This is a genomic window from Nitrosopumilus sp. S6, from assembly GCF_054515815.1.
This window is the reverse complement of the sequence record NZ_JBTNRI010000002.1, coordinates 94,510-111,211: the sequence shown is the minus strand read 5'-3', so window position 1 is coordinate 111,211 and position 16,702 is coordinate 94,510. Positions and strand designations below refer to the sequence as shown.

Here is a 16,702-nt window from a genome sequence, read left to right as displayed (position 1 = left end):
ATTGAGACTTGTAATAAAATATGGTGGAACATCGATTTCCTCTGCAAAAGACATTAGAGCAGTAGCTAACCATCTAAATTCATTATCAAAGAAAAATCAAATTGTAGTTGTGTGTTCTGCAACTAGTGGAACAACAGATGATCTAATAGAAATATCTGAATCAATAAAAAAAGAAAATAAATCTAAAGCTGAGCAACTTGCATCCAAAATAACTAATCGACATAAACAGTTAGCAAAACAGACAATCAAAAAATCTGACTTGCGTAAAAAATTATTAAAAAATTTTGATGATGATTTTGCAGAACTTGTTGCATTAATTGATGGAATGGTGTTACTTGGAGAAGTTACTCCCAGAACAATGGATTATCTTTTCTCCTTTGGTGAACGCTTATCAATAAAACTAGTTTCAATGGCACTTAGTGACACAGGAAAGAAATCAATTCCTTTAACTGGAAAAGAAGTAGGAATAGTTACTGATTCCAATTTTGGTGAATCTAAACCACTAATTGATACAACTAGATTAAGAGTATCAAAAACTGTGGAAAATCTTTTCTCAAAGAAAACAGTACCTGTTGTTGGAGGTTTTGTTGGTGCCGATCAACATGGTCACATTACAACTTTTGGAAGAGGTGGTTCAGATTATTCAGCAACAATTATCGGAACTTGCATAAAAGCAGATGAAATCTGGTTAATGAGTGATGTAGACGGTCTAATGACTGCAGATCCAAAGATAGTCAAGAATGCAAAATTACTCAAAGAAGTTTCATACATTGAGGCAATCGAGATGGCATTATTTGGCGCAAAACAGATACATCCACGCACATTTGAGCCTCTACTATCAAAGAAAATCCCAATGAAAATTAGAAGTTCCTTTAATTTAAAAAATGAAGGAACTCTAGTTACAGCTTCTCCTTCATCATCTGTAAAAAATACTGTAAAGTGTGTTAGTAATGTTAGAAACAATGGATTAATCGACATTCAAGGTGGAAGTATGGTTGGAACTCCTGGTACTGCTGCAAAAATATTTGCAACATTAGCAAAAGCTGGAATTAATGTAATGATGATTTCTCAAAATCCATCTGAATCTAGCATAACAATAGTAGTAAAAAATACTGATCTTGATAAAGCTGTAAGCTCACTTGAAATGGAACTTTTAGGAAAAATTATCAAAAAACTAGAAGTAACAACAAATGTTGCAATTATAGCACTTATTGGGTCTGGAATGCGTGGAACTGTAGGTGTTGCCTCTAAAGTTTTTGGTGCTGCTGAGAAAAATAAAGTAAATGTTTCAATGATTACTCAGGGCTCATCTGAACTAAACTTGGCATTTGTTGTTAAAAATTCTGATACAAATGCAGCTGTTCGCGCATTACATAATGCATTTGCGTTAGACAAGATCAACTAAGACAAAATCATTTAAGGGAATAATCTAAATGAAGTTTGTTGAGAAAATTACTTGCCATATTGATTATTGGAATTTTTGCAACAAGTATTATTACGATTTCTTCATTGTCTGATCAGTTTGCTGATGCAGGCTCTAGAAAAAAAATTCATTTTACACAAACTTTTTCATCCTCTCAAGATCCAGGTCAAGGACATGAAAATCATCAATTATCTCTAATTTTGTCGCCTAATGAAGGAACAATCTATGATGGTTCTATGACATTTACCTCTAGTGAACCCGTTCAGATTGTTGTTTTACATGAAATTAACTCAAATGATGCAAAAGGCCAACCAACTTGGAGCATTGATGGTGATACTGTTTATGGGTTATCTCTAATAGATTTACAAACAAAATCTGGCTCTTTTGAATTTACAGGAGCCGCACTTGGATTACACTCACCAAACTCCAAACCATTTACATCTACTGTAAGTGTTGATGGATGGATTAGAGGACAACCTACTGAAGTTATCATGCAAAAAATTGAATTCGAAAAAGAAGAACCATCATCATTACTTTCAAGAGCAAATGTTCCAGCTACAATTCCTATGCATAAAGGAATCTATGGTGGTGAAAAAGTTTTGTATATTATTACTGATGGAAGTGATGAAGAATATGCAAAAACTATCTCAGAGAAACAAGAATGGAATGTAGAACTTGCACCTGTTCTAGCTGATGTTCCAGAAGACGCTCTACAAAAAATATTTGTTTTTAAAAATGGAGTTAAAGGAGATGGGTTATATGGATTCCAAAATGAAGTATTTTCTAACACTCCACAACAAGAATCAGAGTACAGTGCATTATCTTCTGTCATTGAAGTAACATGGAAAACAGGTCAAAAAGAAATTGTCTTTGAATCTGCCAATGATGTTATTGCAGCTAAAGAGAGTGGAAGAATTGAATTTAATGAAACAGGAGTTGTACTTAACACTCCACATATTGTCTGGCCTGATGGACAGATGCAGGTGCGTTCAGATAAAGAAATTACTGATGACATGCCATATGGAGGAGGGCAAATTACTGAAATTAATGAAGAAGAAATGACTGTAACATTTGTGGCCCATAGAGGATGGGGACCTGACGGAAGAACAATCTACTATATTGTAACTGATGCTACTCCATCTGGACCAGCTGAGATGATGGGAGTGTCTTCATCACCAACTTCTGCAAATCTAATTGCACATTCAGGAGCAGTTGATCTTTTCCAATTTAAAAATGGGATTAAAGGTACTGGGCCATTAGGGTTTCAACCTGGAATTGCTGCTGCTGCATTAGGTGATGAGAATTATAGTCCAATGTGGAGAATCTATCTGGTTGAATGGAATGAATCAGATAATGCAAAAATTCTTGAAACAAAATCTGATATTGATTCATTCAGAGCAGATGATCTAATTACTGTTAGTATAGCACGACCAACTAATAGTGATCATATAGTTAATTGTCCATTTGTAGATCCTTTTCAATAATTCACTAAAGGGATAAATTACTTCGAAGGTAATTTGTTGTAAAATTGACTGGAAAATTGAACATTGTTGGTGTTGGTCCTGGACACAATGATCATATGACATTTAGAGCAAAGGAAGTCATTGGTCAAAGTGATATTATTATTGGTTATGAAACATATGTGAATTTAGTTTCAGATCTTCTTGAAGGAAAAACAGTTCATCGTTATGCAATGACTCAAGAAGTTGAAAGAGCTCATCAGTGCATTGATCTTGCAAAGTCAGGAAAAGTTGTATCTCTTGTATCTAGTGGAGATCCTGGAATTTATGGAATGGCTGGACTAATCTATGAAACTCTAGCTGAAAGTGGTTGGGATCCAAAAGATGGACTTCAAGTAGAGATAGTTCCAGGCGTCTCTGCACTAAATTCTTGTGCATCTATTGTTGGCTCACCATTAATGTCTGATTTTGCAGTAGTAAGTATGAGTGATTTGTTAGTTCCATGGGAAGTCATTGAAAATAGAGTAGAGTCTGCTGCAAAAGGAGATTTTGTATTAGTAATTTACAATCCTGCCAGTAAGAAAAGAGTTCATCAGTTACAAGATACAAGAAAAATTCTATTAAAATACAGAAAACCTACAACACCTGTTGCAATTATTGTTGGCGCATATAGAGAATCTGAAACAATTGTAATGACTGATTTAGAAAATTTACCAAATCATTCAGATCAATTGGGAATGACTAGTACTGTAATAGTAGGAAATTCATCTACATATTCTTACAAAGATTTAATGATAAATCCAAGAGGATACAAATCAAAATACAATCTAGAAGAACAGACTAATCCAGATCTTAAAGTTCAGTAACTCTTCTTAATTGCTTCATGTAATTCTTCAGTTAGATTAATCTTATCTCTAATAGGGGATATTATTTTTACCAAATAATTTCCAACTGTTTGTTTCAAATCTCCTGGATGCAGTTTCTTTTCAGCAAAATCTGTTTCAAGTTGATTATAGTTATGGTATGATACATTACCTCCAAATTTTTCAGGTCTTTCTATGTTTATTTCATTAAATTCATGAAAAACCACTGTCTTTGCAATTTCTAACAACGGATTATTTTCTATGTTTGCCTCTTCGCACCAGGCTTTGTTCATCTTTTTCTTAATTTCCTCATCTGTGTTATGAATAAAAACACCTGAATTCGGATCAGATTTGCTCATTTTTCCTAAAACTTGTGAATCACTAGTGTCTGCAGGCTTGGATAACCCTGGTAATAATTTGTGATGAACAGCTACTGGTACTTTCCATTTCATTTTAGGAAATATTTCTCTGACTAGCATGTGGATTTTTCTTTGATCCATTCCAGCATGTGCAATATCTACCCCCAAAGAATGAATGTCAACTGCTTGCATTGCTGGATAAAGTAATTTTGCAACATCTATCTTCTCCTCATTTTCAGAACGTCCCATAATTGTTAAAGTCCTCATTGTTCTAGCTAACGACATGTGTTTTGTGAATCTTACAAGCTCTGACCAATATTCTGTTTTTTCTTCATAAAGTTTTGAACCTAATACAATTTCAGCATCAGGACAAACTAACTTGAATGCATCTTGATAATATTTTGAAACTTTGGAAATTGTTTCCCAGTCTCCTCCTAATTTATCATTAATTAGTGTGTGCCAATCTGCAAGAAACACTGTACACTTTACACCAGCTTTTGTAAAATCATTAATTTTGAATCCGGTACTGATTAGACTACCAAGATGTAAAAAACCAGAAATCTCTAATCCGATGTAATGCTTTGGAGATGAATTTGTTTTAAATAATTCAATTAATTCATCACGTGTAACAACTTCTTCAGTTGGTGGTTTTTCAATTAAATCAACTTTTTCAGTTATGTCCAAATCAAATCAACTTTTGAGTAGTAAACGTATAAAGTTATTCAAAGAATTTTTGAAAAATTAGAACCTTTGAATAGAAGATGTCTCATTTACTATTATGACTCTTGAAGAAGGATTGGAATTAATTGATAATTACAAAAAAGGTCTTGAAAAATTTTTAGAGACATTACCTGAACAATCTGTTCAATTAGGCACAGAAATGATCAAAACTTTGACTATGAATTCAAAAAATGAAATAAAAAATCTAGAATCCATAGAAAAAGCCCTTAAACGACCTACAAAGAATGAATCAGGCCTCTCTGAATAATCAAAAATCTATTTACAATTTTTTTTGTGTTTTCTCAAATCTTCTTGAGTATTAAATTCTGTTCCACAAACTCTACATTTTTCTTTTTTCTTGTTGTGGGCTATTTCTTGATGTTTTTTTAATCTCTCTGAATCTGAAAGTATAGTTCCACATTTTTTACATTTTAATTCATTTTTATTTCCACCAAATAATCCCATGATATTATATGATTATCCTAGAACAAAAGTCTTAATAGAAAATTTTCATAAACCTAAACTTCTGGTTCATCTAATGGTTTTCTGGGCTTTGTACTAAGATAAAATGCGTGAGTGCTAATGATGAATGCGGCTAGAAACATTTTGATCGCAAAAATTGTATTCCATGGCCGATCTGGATCCGGATATGCAATGGATAATTTGTCTATATCTGGTAGTACTCCATCAATAATTCCTGCAGAAATTTGAGCAGTTAATATTGAAAAGTTGTACATTACTTCAAACAAAGTGATAATAGAAAATCCTAACAACATTAATTGTAATAATGCCATCCGCGTTCCAACAATTTTATCTCCTGCAGTTCTTCTCCAACCTATTCTAGATACACAATACCATCCAATTATTGTAGAAAAAAATATCCACGTTGATACTCTTGCAAAATTTTCAAATGGAATAGTTGTATTATGTATGGCTTCTCCCATTACATATGTACCATTTTCCATCCATTCAATCATTGTAACATATACTCCAAAGATTAGTGACGATGCCATGATAAATCCGCAAACATAGAAAACATACAGAAAAACTTTGTACCCTTTGTCTGTCTTTTCTAGATGACGTGGTTTCATTATGCCGATTGCCAAATTTTGAAATATAAAATTCATGCGTAGTGATTGTCTTTATACAGTAGTACTAAGGACAAAATTTGTGAAAATTCCAATTAACACGCCTATCTTAGGCAAAGAAGAACTTTCAGCAGTAGTCTCAGTAGTAAAATCAGGAGGACTTACTTCAGCATCCAAGGATGGTGGAAAGAATGTACAGGAATTTGAAAAATTAGTCAGAACTTTTGTTAAAACTAAATATGCTGTTTCAGTAAATTCTGGTACTGCAGCATTGCAAGCAGCACTATATGCACTTGATATAAAAAAAGGGGACGAAGTTATTGTTCCTTCTTTTACGTTTGTTGCTAGTGCAAATGCTATTGCATCTACTGGTGCAAAACCTGTTTTTGCTGATATTTTAAAAGAAAATTTCACAATTGATCCTGAATCAATTACAAAAAAAATTACTAGAAAAACTAAAGCAATAATGCCTGTACACTTGTATGGTCATATATCATCACTTGATAGAATTAGAGAAATTTCAAAAAAACATAATCTTTCAGTAATTGAAGACGCTGCACAATCTCTTGGCTCATCTTTTAAAGGAAAACAAACTGGAACATTTTTTGAACTTGGATGTTATAGTCTCTATCCGGGAAAAGTGATAACTTCTGGAGAAGGTGGTGTGATAGTTACTAACAACAAAAAACTTTATGAAAAATTACAGATGATTAGAAATCACGGAATGATTAAAGGATATGATTCTAAAATATTTGGATTAAATCTAAGACTACCTGAAATTAATGCTGCAATAGCTAAAATTCAAATTAAAAAATTACCAAAGTTTATTCAATCAAGGAGACGTAATGCAAAATTATTGTCTGATTTACTATCTGACACAAAAATACAAATTCCTTTTGAAAGAAAAAATGAAAAATTCAATTGGTCATTATACACCATTACAACAAAAAACAGGGATTCAATTTTAAAGAAATTAAATTCAAAAGGAATAGGTGCCGCAGCTTACTATCCAACACCTGTTCACAAAATTCCTATCTACAAAATAAAATCAAAATTAACAAATACTGATTGGGCATCAAAACATGTCTTGTCCTTGCCTGTCCACCCAAATGTATCTGCCAAAAATATTGAATATATCGCAAAAACTGTGCGTGATTTAGTACATGAATAGCCTTGGAAACATTATTGGAGAAATATGTAAGGTTGTTCTGCCTATAAAACAGGAATTTTACTCTGGTAACCCAAATTCACAAATTGCTATATGCACACTTTCAAGCATATCATTACTTGATGATTTGAAAGATTCAGGAATGTTGTCTAAAGTTGCGATTATTGGTAGATTGTTCTCAGAGAATAAGGGAATTGATAGTATGATACAATATGTCTACGAAAACAAGAACATAAAAAAAATAATTCTTTGTGGAAAAGAAGTTTGGGGTCATAAATCTGGACATTCATTATTACAATTACACAAGAATGGAGTTGATGAAAATTTTAGAATAATTAATTCAACCAGTCCGGATCCATACCTTACAGTATCTAAAGATATGATAGAATATTTTCAAAAAAATATTGTCATAGTTGATTTAATTGATGAAACAAATCTTGAAATAATTTCTAAAAAAATTAAAATTTCTTAATAACCGCTTCTTTGTCTTTCTCTATTGATCTCATTTTTCTTTTTGTATTCTGCTACAATATCGTCTGGTGTAAGATCTAATTCAAGTGATGCTTGAACTACAAAATGCCAAATATCGATTAATTCTTCTCTTGCTTCAGCTTCGTTGAACTTTGTAGGTGTTTTCCACCATTTCCAGTTGGTAGTTCTTTGCAATTCTACTGCTTCATGCATAATTGCAGTACATAATGCAGATACTCTACCTTCAGAATCTTTTGGGTATCTATCTGGCTTCATCATCTCTGATAATCCTTTTTGAAGTTGGAAAATAGTATCTAGTCTGTCTTCAGTTACTTCTTGTGACAATGATAAATTAATTTGAGAAATTATTGAACTTAAGTCTTTTTTAGAATCTAATCATTTTTTCATATATCTTGACTCTTTTTGTAATGTCTCCATTTTTGATCTTCAACAAACCATCCAATCCATATCTCTCAACTGCAAATGAACCTAAAACATTCCCATAAACTACTGCTTTTTTGATCTCAGAAAGGCTAGTTGAATTCTTACTTGCTAGATAACCTATCATAGCTCCTGCAAAAGAGTCTCCTGCACCTGTAGGATCCACCACATCTTCTAATGAAAAGCCAGCTGTTGGAAATATTACGTCATCATAAAACATGAGTGAGCCATGTTCACCTTTTTTAATAATTACATACTTTGCACCCCATTGCATCATTTTTTTTGCACATTTTATCAAGTTGAACTCTTTTGTGAGAAGTTTAGCTTCTTCATCATTAATCACAACTGCATCTACAGATTTTATCATCTTTATTACGGCATCTCTTTTAGTAGAAATCCAAAAATCAATCGTATCACACATAGAAAATTTTACTTTATCAAATTCTTTGATTAGTGCAGTATTTTGTTCAGGATCATTGTTTGCAAGATACACAAATTGAGATTTTCTATATGCGTCAGGTACTGTCGGTTTAAAATCTGCTAGAACATTTAGTTCTGTCTTTAGTGTTGATCTAGTGCTTAACGTATTATCATATTTTCCATCATAACGAAATGTTTTTCCATTTTTGATAGACAATCCTTCTAAATCCAGATATTTAGACAGAGTCTTGTGGTGTTGTTTTGGAAAATCTTTTCCTACAACTGCAATTAATCCTGTGTCAACAAAATTACTTGCAGAAATTGCTGCAAAAGTTGCAGCACCTCCTAAAACATTCTTTAGTGTTTTTTTTGGAGTTCTAATTGTATCTAATGCAGTAGAACCAAAAACAGTAAGCATTTGTGAAGAAATTAATTTTGATGTATAAATTCTCTTGCTTGTTCTTCTGTTGGATAGTACACAAATGGAATTTCAATTGATGTGAAAAATGCATCATATTTTGTTGTGCCTGTAATTTTTACTGATTGTGCATCCTTATCATCTGAATCTGTATGAAAAGTTCCTTTCACATAACTACTATCTAGAGGCTGTATTGTAAATGGCTCTAACTGACCTTTGCCTACCATTTGATCATCTGCAATAATAAAAAACTCAGTTGTGCCTGAAGTCAGTATTAGTAAGGATGGGTTTTCAAACTGTAATTCAATATTGTATTCTGCTCCTTTATCATTCTCGCTTAATAATTCACTCTGAGTCATGCTTATTCCTATTTGTGATGCTGAAGCATATTGTGAATACCCAAAAATACTCATTCCTAGAATGAAGAGAACAACTAATCCTGCCTTCTTTGATGAATTCATGATTAATTTTGAGAAAATTGCATTTTAACCTAAAAGGGAAAAAATCCCAATAAATTGTGTAAAAGATTTGATCTACTCTTTAAGCTCCTTAGAGCTAACAAAATAAATCAAAATTCCATGATTATTTGTTGATGGCTAGAATAAAACTCAAGTTAGGAGAGAATGAAATTGAGGTTGATTCTAGAGATTTCTATGTTGATAATCAAACATTAGGCGAAATTATTGAAAGTATGTCAAGTCATTTACCAGAAAACCATGCAAAAGTTGTTTATGAAACTGAACCTGTTATCACATCAGCTGAAACCTCTATTCAATCTGGATTAGAATCACTTGAGGATGCAGAAATATTTGAACCCGAATTTAATGAACCTACACATATTGCTCCAAACGCGATAAAATCAAAATTACGCATTTTGGAAACTAGTAGATTCTTTGATTCACCTAGAACAGTTACAGAAACTGTTGAACAATTACGTGAATATGGTTGGGCAGCAAGTCCTTTAGATGTATCAAAAGCATTAGCAAAAATGGCATTAAACAAACAAATTTTGAAAAACTCTAGTGAGAATAGAACTCATTACTTTGTTGAAGAAGCTCTAGTAACTAACTAGGAAAATTACATTTTTTACAATTAGAAAAGATTTCTCCATCTAAGTGATCAAAATGTGTATTACAATCATTGCATGTATGATGCATGTCAAAATACCCATCTTTTTCTACCTCACCAATTCTGTTGGATTCTAAATTGGTACTCTTGCATTTAATACAATGACATCCGCATTCAATTTTCATTATTTTTCTCTGATAATGTATGTATAGTTGCAGCACCTATACAAATTATTGGAAAAGAAACGAGAAATTCCAATTGAGATTGATGATCATTTCAGATTATTTGGAAAAGAACCTTGGGAAGTAGATTATGGTGAAAAATGCCCTGTTTGTGATGTTAGAATTGATGAATATGGCTTTTGTTCGTGTGGTTCTAGTGGAGATTAAATTTTTTCATAAAAGGTAAGGCAAGAATTACAAAAAACCCTATGATTAGTGGTGCCATTATTGAAAACTCAGGCACTACAGTTGTTCCAATAATGTTAACTTGTCCAGATGTATCTGGTTTGATATTAAGCCAAACATGTGTTCCATTATTGATGTATTGTTGAACTGGAATTTTTTCATCATCAAGAAATACTGTATAAGGTTCCCATAATAGTTCTAAAGGAATTATGGTTGTGACAAATCTATTTTCTCCTATAATTTCAAATGTAATGCTTTTTGATGGCTGATCAAAATTAAATTTGTCAATACCTTTTTGATTCCTTATTTCTACAACAAACTCTTTTTCTTCCCACTTTACATTTTCATAAGTTCTTGATTCATTTATGGAATATTCTAAAAGCATTTGGCATCCATGACACGAAATTCCTTTTTGTTCATCTAGAAAAACTGGACGTTCATTTGCAAATAATAAATCAACTTCTTCAGGTAAAATGAAATTTGTTGTATCTAGATACAAAAAATTCCATGTCCATATACCATCTATTTCAGAAATAACATTATCAAGTTCATATTGTAAAATTGAGTCTTCATTGGATGGCATTATTAATACTGCATTATCATCACCAATTACTGAAAATTGTCTTTTATCGCCTTCTTCACCTGTAACTGAAATATTTGAAACTGTTCCAGGAATCAAATCAACTTGTCGGGGTGCATTTGTATTACTAATAACATGTATCACATGAACATTTCCTTCTAAATCTATTCTGACTTCAACTAATTTCTGATTGGCTTTTTCTGCAATTGTAACTTGTGCATAAGATGTTGGAATAACAGTTACAAGAGAAATAATAACTAAAATTGCAAAAATTTTTAAATTCATTTATTCCACAATTACACGAGTCATCTGTGCTTTTTCTAAAGGACAGTCATTTCCATCTCTTTCAAGATTTACAATTTTATCTGCTACATCCATACCCTCTGTAACCTCTCCAAATACGGTATATTGTCTGTCTAGAAAAGTACTATCTGCTGTTACTATAAAGAATTGTGAGCCTGCACTGTCTGGATCTTGTGCTCTAGCCATTGAAACGATTCCACGTAAATGTGATCTAGAGCTAAATTCTGCTTTTACGTTATATCCTGGCCCGCCCATACCCCATGAACTTTTGTTATCTGTTTTTGTATTGGGGTCTCCGCCTTGAATCATAAATCCTGGAATTACTCTATGGAAAAGAGTTCCATCATAAAATCCATCTTTAGCTAACTTTTCAAAATTTCTTACTGTTTCAGGAGCCAAATCTGGTAGAAGTTTAAATGAAATCTTTCCAAAATTTGTTTCAATATTTGCTGTAGTCATCAAATGCACTCTACACTATTATCATAAGAGTCTTTTGCGAAAATCCATTTGATAATTCTTATAGATTGTATACCTATTTTGAAAAATCTATAATACTCTGTACGTTTTTCGTTGATAGATAAAATTTTTGAAGACTTAGATTTTTTTTAGTAAAAAGTATGAATTTCTTATAAATTAAAATTTTGTAATTTCAAAAGTTATAGTCTTATATAGAACAATTAAAATTTAGAATTCGTTGAATCGCACAAACCAGAGTACGATCATTAAAGAAGCAATTAATTCTTATCTTGACAAAGGGGTAACTGACAAACAAGACATCTATACAAAAGTGGTTGATGAACTTGGTGTTCCAAGACCAACTGTCAGAAGAGTTGCAAGGGATCTAAGAACTGAATTATTACAAAAAATCCAAATTCTACAATCTGATATGCCTAAAGCAACTGTTGCTACTGAAGAAGACGAGTAAATTCGACTCTTTTTTCTTTTTAATTATTATTATTTTCTGAATTTTACCATTACTATTATAAACAATGAATTTTTCAAATCATTTATGGGATACTTGGGAAACCATTTGGCAACAATCTCAACTGGTGTTTTTGCAGCAGTATTAACCGGACTTTGGCCATGGTTTCTAGACTTTGCACCTCTATTGAACTTCATATTCATTATGGCAGTTCCAATTACTTGGTTCCTTACATTTACTTGCTGGATTTCACAAAAAAGTACAGATTACATGCATAACCATGCACTCCACAGCGAAAAAAAAACTTCTAATGTGCAAACAATTCAAGCTACAACTACTGGTACACAAATTAGTATTTCAGAAATTAAACAAATTCAAACTGAATTATCTTCTGAATTAAACAATCTAAAAGAAACTGTAAAACTCAAAGATAGTGAAATAGAAAGACTAAATCAAGAAATATCTAATCTTCAAACTCTAGTTCAGATTGAATCATTAAAAACTGAATTAGCTAATTTGAAAATGTTGGCATCTAAGAAAAAATAAACTCGTAACTCATTCCTTACAATGAGAACATACAATTCCGTGATTGCTCTTACAACCTGGACAACTTTCAGCACCTCCATAATGACATTTACATGAACATAATTCTGTAGGATCTTTTTTGTTACTCAATTATACATATTCTATATCTTGTTAGTATTTGACTTTTATAGCATTATTTACGAATTCATAATAGAAATCATCTATCTTTAAAATTAGTTTCTAAAAATATGTTTATTACTAATTTTGAAAACTAACAAACAATCATAAAGTTTCCTAAAACAAATTCTATGATTTTGGAATTCATGTATAATTAAGATTTTTTTAAAAAATTATTTTTTATTTTGTATGTAGTGTATTCTTAGAAAATAAATCAGTTCAACTTTTTAGTTTTTTTGCCATCTCCAAAGTTTCATCAACCATTTCTTTTAGTCTAGTCTGCCCATCTTCTGAAACATTATTTTCAGTTATTGATTCTGTAGTTAGAAAAACAGCCTTTGGGTTTGTGATTACTCTAAAATATGATAATAATTGAGTAATCAATGTCTGAACATCAATAAATCCTATATTTCCTGCAGCCAAAATTGTCACTCCGGCAACTTTTCCAGCCGTCTCTTTGTAATTAATATATTCAAACAAATTTTTCAGTGCAGAACTAAAAAATGAATTGTAAATTGGTGAGCCTATAAGCCACACATCTGCATCTGTGATTTCTTGTGCAGCATTCTTTGTTGCCTGATTGTATTCCTCATCAGGCCCTCTATAACATTCAACTTCACCATCTGATAAATTGATAAATTTTGTATCATGATTTTTTGATTTAGTATATTCGTAAACATATTTCATTAAGATCTGTGTATTGGCATTTTTTCTTGGGCTGCCAGAAATTACTACGACTTTCATATATTCAACCAATTGTGTTTCTATTTAAATTTCTAAAACAAAACGGGCTTGGAGGGCTTCGATCCCTCGACCTGTAACTTAGGAGGCTACCACGCTATCCATGTTTCGCGTCAAATTGACTCTGCGCCACAAGCCCAGCAAAAAAAACATTCTTAATTATTTAAGCGTAGTCAAGATTTTTCCTGATCATTTCTTGAATACTTTTCCAATTTTCATTTTCTTGATTATTCCATTTTTCAAAATACACAACGTCTTTTAGTTCAAGTCTTGGTAACCAACCTGCAGTTTCAAGATCTGGTTTTTCTGCAAAATCATCTACATATCCTAAACACAAATACGCTACAGGAACAACATGTTCTGGTAAATCTAAATTTTCTTTTAGTGTTTCATTTGATAGAATACTTACCCATCCCAGACCAATTCCTTCTGTTCTTGCTGATAACCACAAATTCTGAATTGCACAACATACACTATACAATCCTGCTTCTGGAATACTGGATCTTCCAATTACAAATGGACCAAATTTTGATGGGTCATATGTTACACACAAATTAACTGGAGATTCTAAAATCCCTTCTAGTTTGAATGAGAGATATTTGGATCTTTTTGGCTCCTCTACTAATTGTGATGAACGATTCTTTTCTTCCTCAAATGATGCTTTGATTTTCTTTTTTGTTTCAATATCTTTTATCAAAATAAAATTCCATGGTTGGGAAAATCCTACAGATGGTGCATGATGTGCTGCATGAAGAATTTTTGAGAGAATTTCGTCTTCTATAGGCTTTGATGTAAAATGAGATCTCACATCCCTTCTCGAATAAATTGCCTTGTAGAATCCTCTTTTTTCTTCTTCAGTAAAATTATCTTTCAACTAATTCACGCCTTTCTTCTTTTTATTCATCCTTTCTTTTGTTAAACGTTAATAATGCCACCATTTAGTTTTGTATTTCAATGGGCCGGTAGTCTAGCTGGTTAGGATACCGCCTCGACACGGCGGTGATCGTGAGTTCGAATCTCTCTCGGCCCACTTTTTAATTAAAAACCAGTACTGAATTCTTTGTCAATAGTACTCCATGAAGTCTGAGTGGTGAGCATTCCTTCAGCAGAAAAACTATTGATTCTTTCATTTATCATATCTTCGTAAATTTCTGGATTTGTCTCAGATTTTGTTAGAACAAATATGCTCTTCAAGGGTATCTGATCACCTGAAGAAAATACTGCTCTACCTGGTAATGCAACATCCATTGCAGAATATTGCCCTGAACCTAATTCAATTCCATTAGTAAAAAGTTGATAATCAATAACTCCAACTGTAAATGCTTTGTCACTTGGATTTTTTATAAGAAATGTAACGTTAAACTTTGCTTGATTATTCACGTTATCTACATCTATCAATTCAACACTAAACAATTCAATTTCTGCTTGTTCTAACTGAGCATTATCTAAACTTGCATAGAAAACAATTCCTCCCATTAAAGCAAGAACTCCTGCTATTGCAACATAAACTGTCATTTTGCTCTGAAGTGCCATTTCAATGTATCACATTACGTACAACTAAAAAAGGTTGTCAGGATCCAAATACATAATATTTCATTCAAAATATGATTAATCATGGCAGCATTAGAACAAGCAATTTTAACTTGGATTCATCTTGTTGCAGCTGCAATATGGGTTGGTGGTTCATTATTCATTGGAATAGTTTTTTCTCCACTTCTCAAAACTATGACAAATTCTATTGAAGAAAGAATGAAAATAATGATTCGTGTTGGAAGACGATTTAACAAAGTAGCTGTTCCTTCCCTGATTATTTTAATGGCAACAGGATTGTATAGTTCATATGTGTTGCTAAGCAAACCAGACCTTCTTGTGGCAACAAGTTATGGAACTTTTCTTATAATCAAAATACTTCTTGTAATTGCATTAATTATTACATACATTATACATGTTAGAGTAATTAGAAAAGATGTTGAAGATAAAATAATGTCAAACCAAATGCCTGAAGACCAAATTCAAATATTAAGAAAAAAAATCATTATTCTTGGAGAAGTTACTGTGGTTTTATCCATAGCAATATTGTTTTTTGCAGCGTTACTTGATGCTGGGGTATGATATTCCCTCAATAATTACTTCAAAACCATTAGGCAATTTCCCTATCCCGTATTTGCAACCTGTAATTTTTGATGTTACAAACAAGTTAGTTTCCAAATGTTTTGTAATTTTTTTTACTTGGAATGTAGTTTTACCTTTAGCAAGACTTGCTGGAACTACAAGCATATCTGCCAGATTTTCGTCTACTGATAGATTTTCCAAAAACCCATCAAGATTCATATCAAAACTCTGTTTCTTTTTATCAAATAATACATCTATCCCAATAATTGAATTCTCATCAATACTGTAAACTAGTAAAGATGCACCTGAATCTAATGCTTCTTGCTCTTTGATTTCTACTTCAACAACAAAATTTTCATTGGTTAATTTTTCATTTATTCTCTTAATTTCATTTTCAATTTTTTCATCTGATATTTTTGAAAATGTACATAGAATTTTGGCTTGATTTGTTTTTCTTTTTGATAATGAAACAGCTTTAACATTTGATGGATTAATTTCTAAATTTATTTCTCCATTCCCCTTTGGATAATACCCTCTTTTTTTTAACTCAAATGAAAATTTGATTCCCATTCTTGAATATGCTTCTTTTAAAACATGTTGAGTGTAATACATTGTAGGACTCCACTGTACGTCTGTACCTCCCTTGATGGAAAGTTCAAGTTTATTTTGTGAAATTGATACTATTGGAATTAAAATTTGTAAAATTAATGAAATACTTCCTGCAGTTCCTACATCTTCAAATAATTTTGAACTTTTAATTTCTCCTGGAATGAACTTTAATTCTGTAGAACCTATTTCATCTCCAATAACTTTTGAATCTGAAATTTTTTTTAAAATTTTAATTGCAGTTAGATGTTGCGGCTTTAATCCTGGAACCTTTCTATTCTTTCTGATATTTTCAATATGTATTGGTTGTTTTGTAATACATGAAAGAGTAATTGCAGAGCGAATTATTTGTCCTCCTCCTTCGCCAAATGCACCATTGATTTTAAGAAATTTCATAATTTTTTCTTCGTAGGACTCTTTATGATAGTTT

23 protein-coding genes and 2 tRNA genes are annotated in these 16,702 nt (G+C 31.9%); 12 read left to right on the top strand and 13 right to left on the bottom strand.

All coding sequences use genetic code 11. The features are described 5' to 3' along the window. The first annotated feature begins 1 nt into the window (after position 1). The 3 genes from ACX12B_RS02010 to cobJ are packed head-to-tail and all read left to right on the top strand — an operon-like array spanning position 2 to position 3,749. Positions 2-1,405, top strand: coding sequence for an aspartate kinase (locus ACX12B_RS02010; protein ID WP_459352385.1), 1,404 nt, complete (start codon positions 2-4; stop codon positions 1,403-1,405). Between the two features lie 38 nt (positions 1,406-1,443). Next, positions 1,444-2,907, top strand: coding sequence for a DUF7482 domain-containing protein (locus ACX12B_RS02005; RefSeq protein WP_459352384.1), 1,464 nt, complete (start codon positions 1,444-1,446; stop codon positions 2,905-2,907). A 44-nt stretch (positions 2,908-2,951) separates the two neighbouring features. Beyond that, on the top strand, positions 2,952-3,749 hold the full coding sequence (cobJ, locus tag ACX12B_RS02000; protein WP_459352383.1) for a precorrin-3B C(17)-methyltransferase: 798 nt from the start codon (positions 2,952-2,954) through the stop codon (positions 3,747-3,749). Here cobJ and ACX12B_RS01995 read toward each other — a convergent pair. After that, complete coding sequence (locus ACX12B_RS01995; protein WP_459352382.1) at positions 3,743-4,789, bottom strand: tyrosine--tRNA ligase; 1,047 nt, start codon at positions 4,787-4,789, stop codon at positions 3,743-3,745. The two genes, cobJ and ACX12B_RS01995, sit on opposite strands and share 7 nt — an antisense overlap. Before the next feature lie 94 nt (positions 4,790-4,883). On the opposite strand from ACX12B_RS01995, the gene ACX12B_RS01990 reads away from it, so the two are divergent. After that, positions 4,884-5,093 (top strand): hypothetical protein, encoded by a 210-nt coding sequence (locus ACX12B_RS01990; protein WP_459352381.1) that lies wholly within the window; start codon positions 4,884-4,886, stop codon positions 5,091-5,093. An 8-nt stretch (positions 5,094-5,101) separates the two neighbouring features. On the opposite strand, the gene ACX12B_RS01985 is transcribed toward ACX12B_RS01990, so the two are convergent. Further along, positions 5,102-5,290, bottom strand: coding sequence for a C2H2-type zinc finger protein (locus ACX12B_RS01985; protein WP_459352380.1), 189 nt, complete (start codon positions 5,288-5,290; stop codon positions 5,102-5,104). 53 nt (positions 5,291-5,343) lie between these two features. Continuing rightward, positions 5,344-5,916 carry a hypothetical protein gene (locus tag ACX12B_RS01980; RefSeq protein WP_459352379.1) on the bottom strand — a complete coding sequence of 191 codons (573 nt, stop codon included), beginning with the start codon at positions 5,914-5,916 and terminating at the stop codon, positions 5,344-5,346. Between the two features lie 34 nt (positions 5,917-5,950). Between ACX12B_RS01980 and ACX12B_RS01975 the strand changes: the two genes are divergently transcribed. After that, entirely contained in the window at positions 5,951-7,084 is a 1,134-nt protein-coding gene (locus tag ACX12B_RS01975; protein WP_459352378.1) for a DegT/DnrJ/EryC1/StrS family aminotransferase, read from the top strand. After that, on the top strand, positions 7,077-7,553 hold the full coding sequence (locus tag ACX12B_RS01970; RefSeq protein ID WP_459352377.1) for a tetrahydromethanopterin S-methyltransferase subunit A: 477 nt from the start codon (positions 7,077-7,079) through the stop codon (positions 7,551-7,553). The genes ACX12B_RS01975 and ACX12B_RS01970 overlap by 8 nt, the downstream gene beginning before the upstream one ends. Here ACX12B_RS01970 and ACX12B_RS01965 read toward each other — a convergent pair. Genes ACX12B_RS01965 through ACX12B_RS01955 form a run of 3 tightly spaced genes read right to left on the bottom strand, consistent with a single transcriptional unit; the run spans position 7,550 to position 9,292 of the window. Then, a complete protein-coding gene (locus tag ACX12B_RS01965; protein ID WP_459352376.1) occupies positions 7,550-7,897 on the bottom strand; it encodes a dUTPase in 348 nt (115 codons plus the stop codon). The genes ACX12B_RS01970 and ACX12B_RS01965 overlap by 4 nt on opposite strands. Before the next feature lie 40 nt (positions 7,898-7,937). Then, positions 7,938-8,831 carry a PfkB family carbohydrate kinase gene (locus ACX12B_RS01960; protein ID WP_459352375.1) on the bottom strand — a complete coding sequence of 298 codons (894 nt, stop codon included), beginning with the start codon at positions 8,829-8,831 and terminating at the stop codon, positions 7,938-7,940. 11 nt (positions 8,832-8,842) lie between these two features. Beyond that, positions 8,843-9,292: a hypothetical protein gene (locus tag ACX12B_RS01955; protein WP_459352374.1), complete on the bottom strand. Its 450-nt coding sequence runs from the start codon at positions 9,290-9,292 to the stop codon at positions 8,843-8,845. 131 nt (positions 9,293-9,423) lie between these two features. On the opposite strand from ACX12B_RS01955, the gene ACX12B_RS01950 reads away from it, so the two are divergent. Continuing rightward, the gene (locus ACX12B_RS01950; RefSeq protein WP_459352373.1) at positions 9,424-9,903 is read left to right on the top strand and encodes a hypothetical protein; all 480 of its coding nucleotides are present in this window, start codon (positions 9,424-9,426) and stop codon (positions 9,901-9,903) included. A gap of 229 nt (positions 9,904-10,132) precedes the next feature. After that, a complete protein-coding gene (locus ACX12B_RS01945) occupies positions 10,133-10,288 on the top strand; it encodes a hypothetical protein (RefSeq protein ID WP_185736579.1) in 156 nt (51 codons plus the stop codon). On the opposite strand, the gene ACX12B_RS01940 is transcribed toward ACX12B_RS01945, so the two are convergent. Together ACX12B_RS01940 and ACX12B_RS01935 are read right to left on the bottom strand one after the other, a co-directional pair. Then, the gene (locus tag ACX12B_RS01940; protein WP_459352372.1) at positions 10,275-11,171 is read right to left on the bottom strand and encodes a hypothetical protein; all 897 of its coding nucleotides are present in this window, start codon (positions 11,169-11,171) and stop codon (positions 10,275-10,277) included. The two genes, ACX12B_RS01945 and ACX12B_RS01940, sit on opposite strands and share 14 nt — an antisense overlap. Beyond that, positions 11,172-11,648 (bottom strand): peptidylprolyl isomerase, encoded by a 477-nt coding sequence (locus ACX12B_RS01935; RefSeq protein ID WP_459352371.1) that lies wholly within the window; start codon positions 11,646-11,648, stop codon positions 11,172-11,174. A gap of 235 nt (positions 11,649-11,883) precedes the next feature. On the opposite strand from ACX12B_RS01935, the gene ACX12B_RS01930 reads away from it, so the two are divergent. After that, positions 11,884-12,114 (top strand): hypothetical protein, encoded by a 231-nt coding sequence (locus tag ACX12B_RS01930; RefSeq protein WP_459352370.1) that lies wholly within the window; start codon positions 11,884-11,886, stop codon positions 12,112-12,114. An 84-nt stretch (positions 12,115-12,198) separates the two neighbouring features. After that, on the top strand, positions 12,199-12,657 hold the full coding sequence (locus ACX12B_RS01925; protein WP_459352369.1) for a hypothetical protein: 459 nt from the start codon (positions 12,199-12,201) through the stop codon (positions 12,655-12,657). Between the two features lie 375 nt (positions 12,658-13,032). Here ACX12B_RS01925 and ACX12B_RS01920 read toward each other — a convergent pair whose 3' ends face one another. From ACX12B_RS01920 to bluB, 3 genes are all read right to left on the bottom strand, one after another. Further along, entirely contained in the window at positions 13,033-13,557 is a 525-nt protein-coding gene (locus ACX12B_RS01920) for an NADPH-dependent FMN reductase (protein ID WP_459352368.1), read from the bottom strand. Positions 13,558-13,600: 43 nt separating this feature from the next. After that, a tRNA-Arg gene (locus ACX12B_RS01915) sits at positions 13,601-13,693 on the bottom strand. Positions 13,694-13,717: 24 nt separating this feature from the next. Beyond that, positions 13,718-14,428, bottom strand: a complete 711-nt coding sequence (gene bluB / locus ACX12B_RS01910; protein WP_459352367.1) for a 5,6-dimethylbenzimidazole synthase — start codon at positions 14,426-14,428, stop codon at positions 13,718-13,720. Between the two features lie 82 nt (positions 14,429-14,510). Between bluB and ACX12B_RS01905 the strand changes: the two genes are divergently transcribed. Then, positions 14,511-14,584 (top strand) — tRNA-Val (locus tag ACX12B_RS01905). Positions 14,585-14,592: 8 nt separating this feature from the next. Here the strand turns inward: ACX12B_RS01905 and ACX12B_RS01900 are convergent. Beyond that, positions 14,593-15,069, bottom strand: a complete 477-nt coding sequence (locus ACX12B_RS01900) for a hypothetical protein (RefSeq protein ID WP_459352497.1) — start codon at positions 15,067-15,069, stop codon at positions 14,593-14,595. Between the two features lie 99 nt (positions 15,070-15,168). Here ACX12B_RS01900 and ACX12B_RS01895 point away from each other — a divergent pair, with 99 nt between their 5' ends. Next, a complete protein-coding gene (locus ACX12B_RS01895; RefSeq protein WP_459352366.1) occupies positions 15,169-15,666 on the top strand; it encodes a CopD family protein in 498 nt (165 codons plus the stop codon). On the opposite strand, the gene rtcA is transcribed toward ACX12B_RS01895, so the two are convergent. Next, positions 15,646-16,668: an RNA 3'-terminal phosphate cyclase gene (gene rtcA / locus ACX12B_RS01890; RefSeq protein ID WP_459352365.1), complete on the bottom strand. Its 1,023-nt coding sequence runs from the start codon at positions 16,666-16,668 to the stop codon at positions 15,646-15,648. The two genes, ACX12B_RS01895 and rtcA, sit on opposite strands and share 21 nt — an antisense overlap. Positions 16,669-16,702: the final 34 nt, after the last annotated feature.

Excerpts from the sequence above, each read along its gene's own strand:
- ACX12B_RS01990 (WP_459352381.1), top strand. The coding sequence starts at position 4,884 with ATGACTCTTGAAGAAGGATTGGAATTAATTGATAATTACAAAAAAGGT.
- ACX12B_RS01985 (WP_459352380.1), bottom strand. The coding sequence starts at position 5,290 with ATGGGATTATTTGGTGGAAATAAAAATGAATTAAAATGTAAAAAATGT.
- ACX12B_RS01980 (WP_459352379.1), bottom strand. The coding sequence starts at position 5,916 with ATGAAACCACGTCATCTAGAAAAGACAGACAAAGGGTACAAAGTTTTT.
- ACX12B_RS01975 (WP_459352378.1), top strand. The coding sequence starts at position 5,951 with ATGCGTAGTGATTGTCTTTATACAGTAGTACTAAGGACAAAATTTGTG.
- ACX12B_RS01970 (WP_459352377.1), top strand. The coding sequence starts at position 7,077 with ATGAATAGCCTTGGAAACATTATTGGAGAAATATGTAAGGTTGTTCTG.
- ACX12B_RS01960 (WP_459352375.1), bottom strand. The coding sequence starts at position 8,831 with ATGCTTACTGTTTTTGGTTCTACTGCATTAGATACAATTAGAACTCCA.
- ACX12B_RS01955 (WP_459352374.1), bottom strand. The coding sequence starts at position 9,292 with ATGAATTCATCAAAGAAGGCAGGATTAGTTGTTCTCTTCATTCTAGGA.
- ACX12B_RS01950 (WP_459352373.1), top strand. The coding sequence starts at position 9,424 with ATGGCTAGAATAAAACTCAAGTTAGGAGAGAATGAAATTGAGGTTGAT.
- ACX12B_RS01940 (WP_459352372.1), bottom strand. The coding sequence starts at position 11,171 with ATGAATTTAAAAATTTTTGCAATTTTAGTTATTATTTCTCTTGTAACT.
- ACX12B_RS01935 (WP_459352371.1), bottom strand. The coding sequence starts at position 11,648 with ATGACTACAGCAAATATTGAAACAAATTTTGGAAAGATTTCATTTAAA.
- ACX12B_RS01925 (WP_459352369.1), top strand. The coding sequence starts at position 12,199 with ATGGGATACTTGGGAAACCATTTGGCAACAATCTCAACTGGTGTTTTT.
- ACX12B_RS01920 (WP_459352368.1), bottom strand. The coding sequence starts at position 13,557 with ATGAAAGTCGTAGTAATTTCTGGCAGCCCAAGAAAAAATGCCAATACA.
- ACX12B_RS01900 (WP_459352497.1), bottom strand. The coding sequence starts at position 15,069 with ATGACAGTTTATGTTGCAATAGCAGGAGTTCTTGCTTTAATGGGAGGA.
- ACX12B_RS01895 (WP_459352366.1), top strand. The coding sequence starts at position 15,169 with ATGGCAGCATTAGAACAAGCAATTTTAACTTGGATTCATCTTGTTGCA.
- rtcA (WP_459352365.1), bottom strand. The coding sequence starts at position 16,668 with ATGAAATTTCTTAAAATCAATGGTGCATTTGGCGAAGGAGGAGGACAA.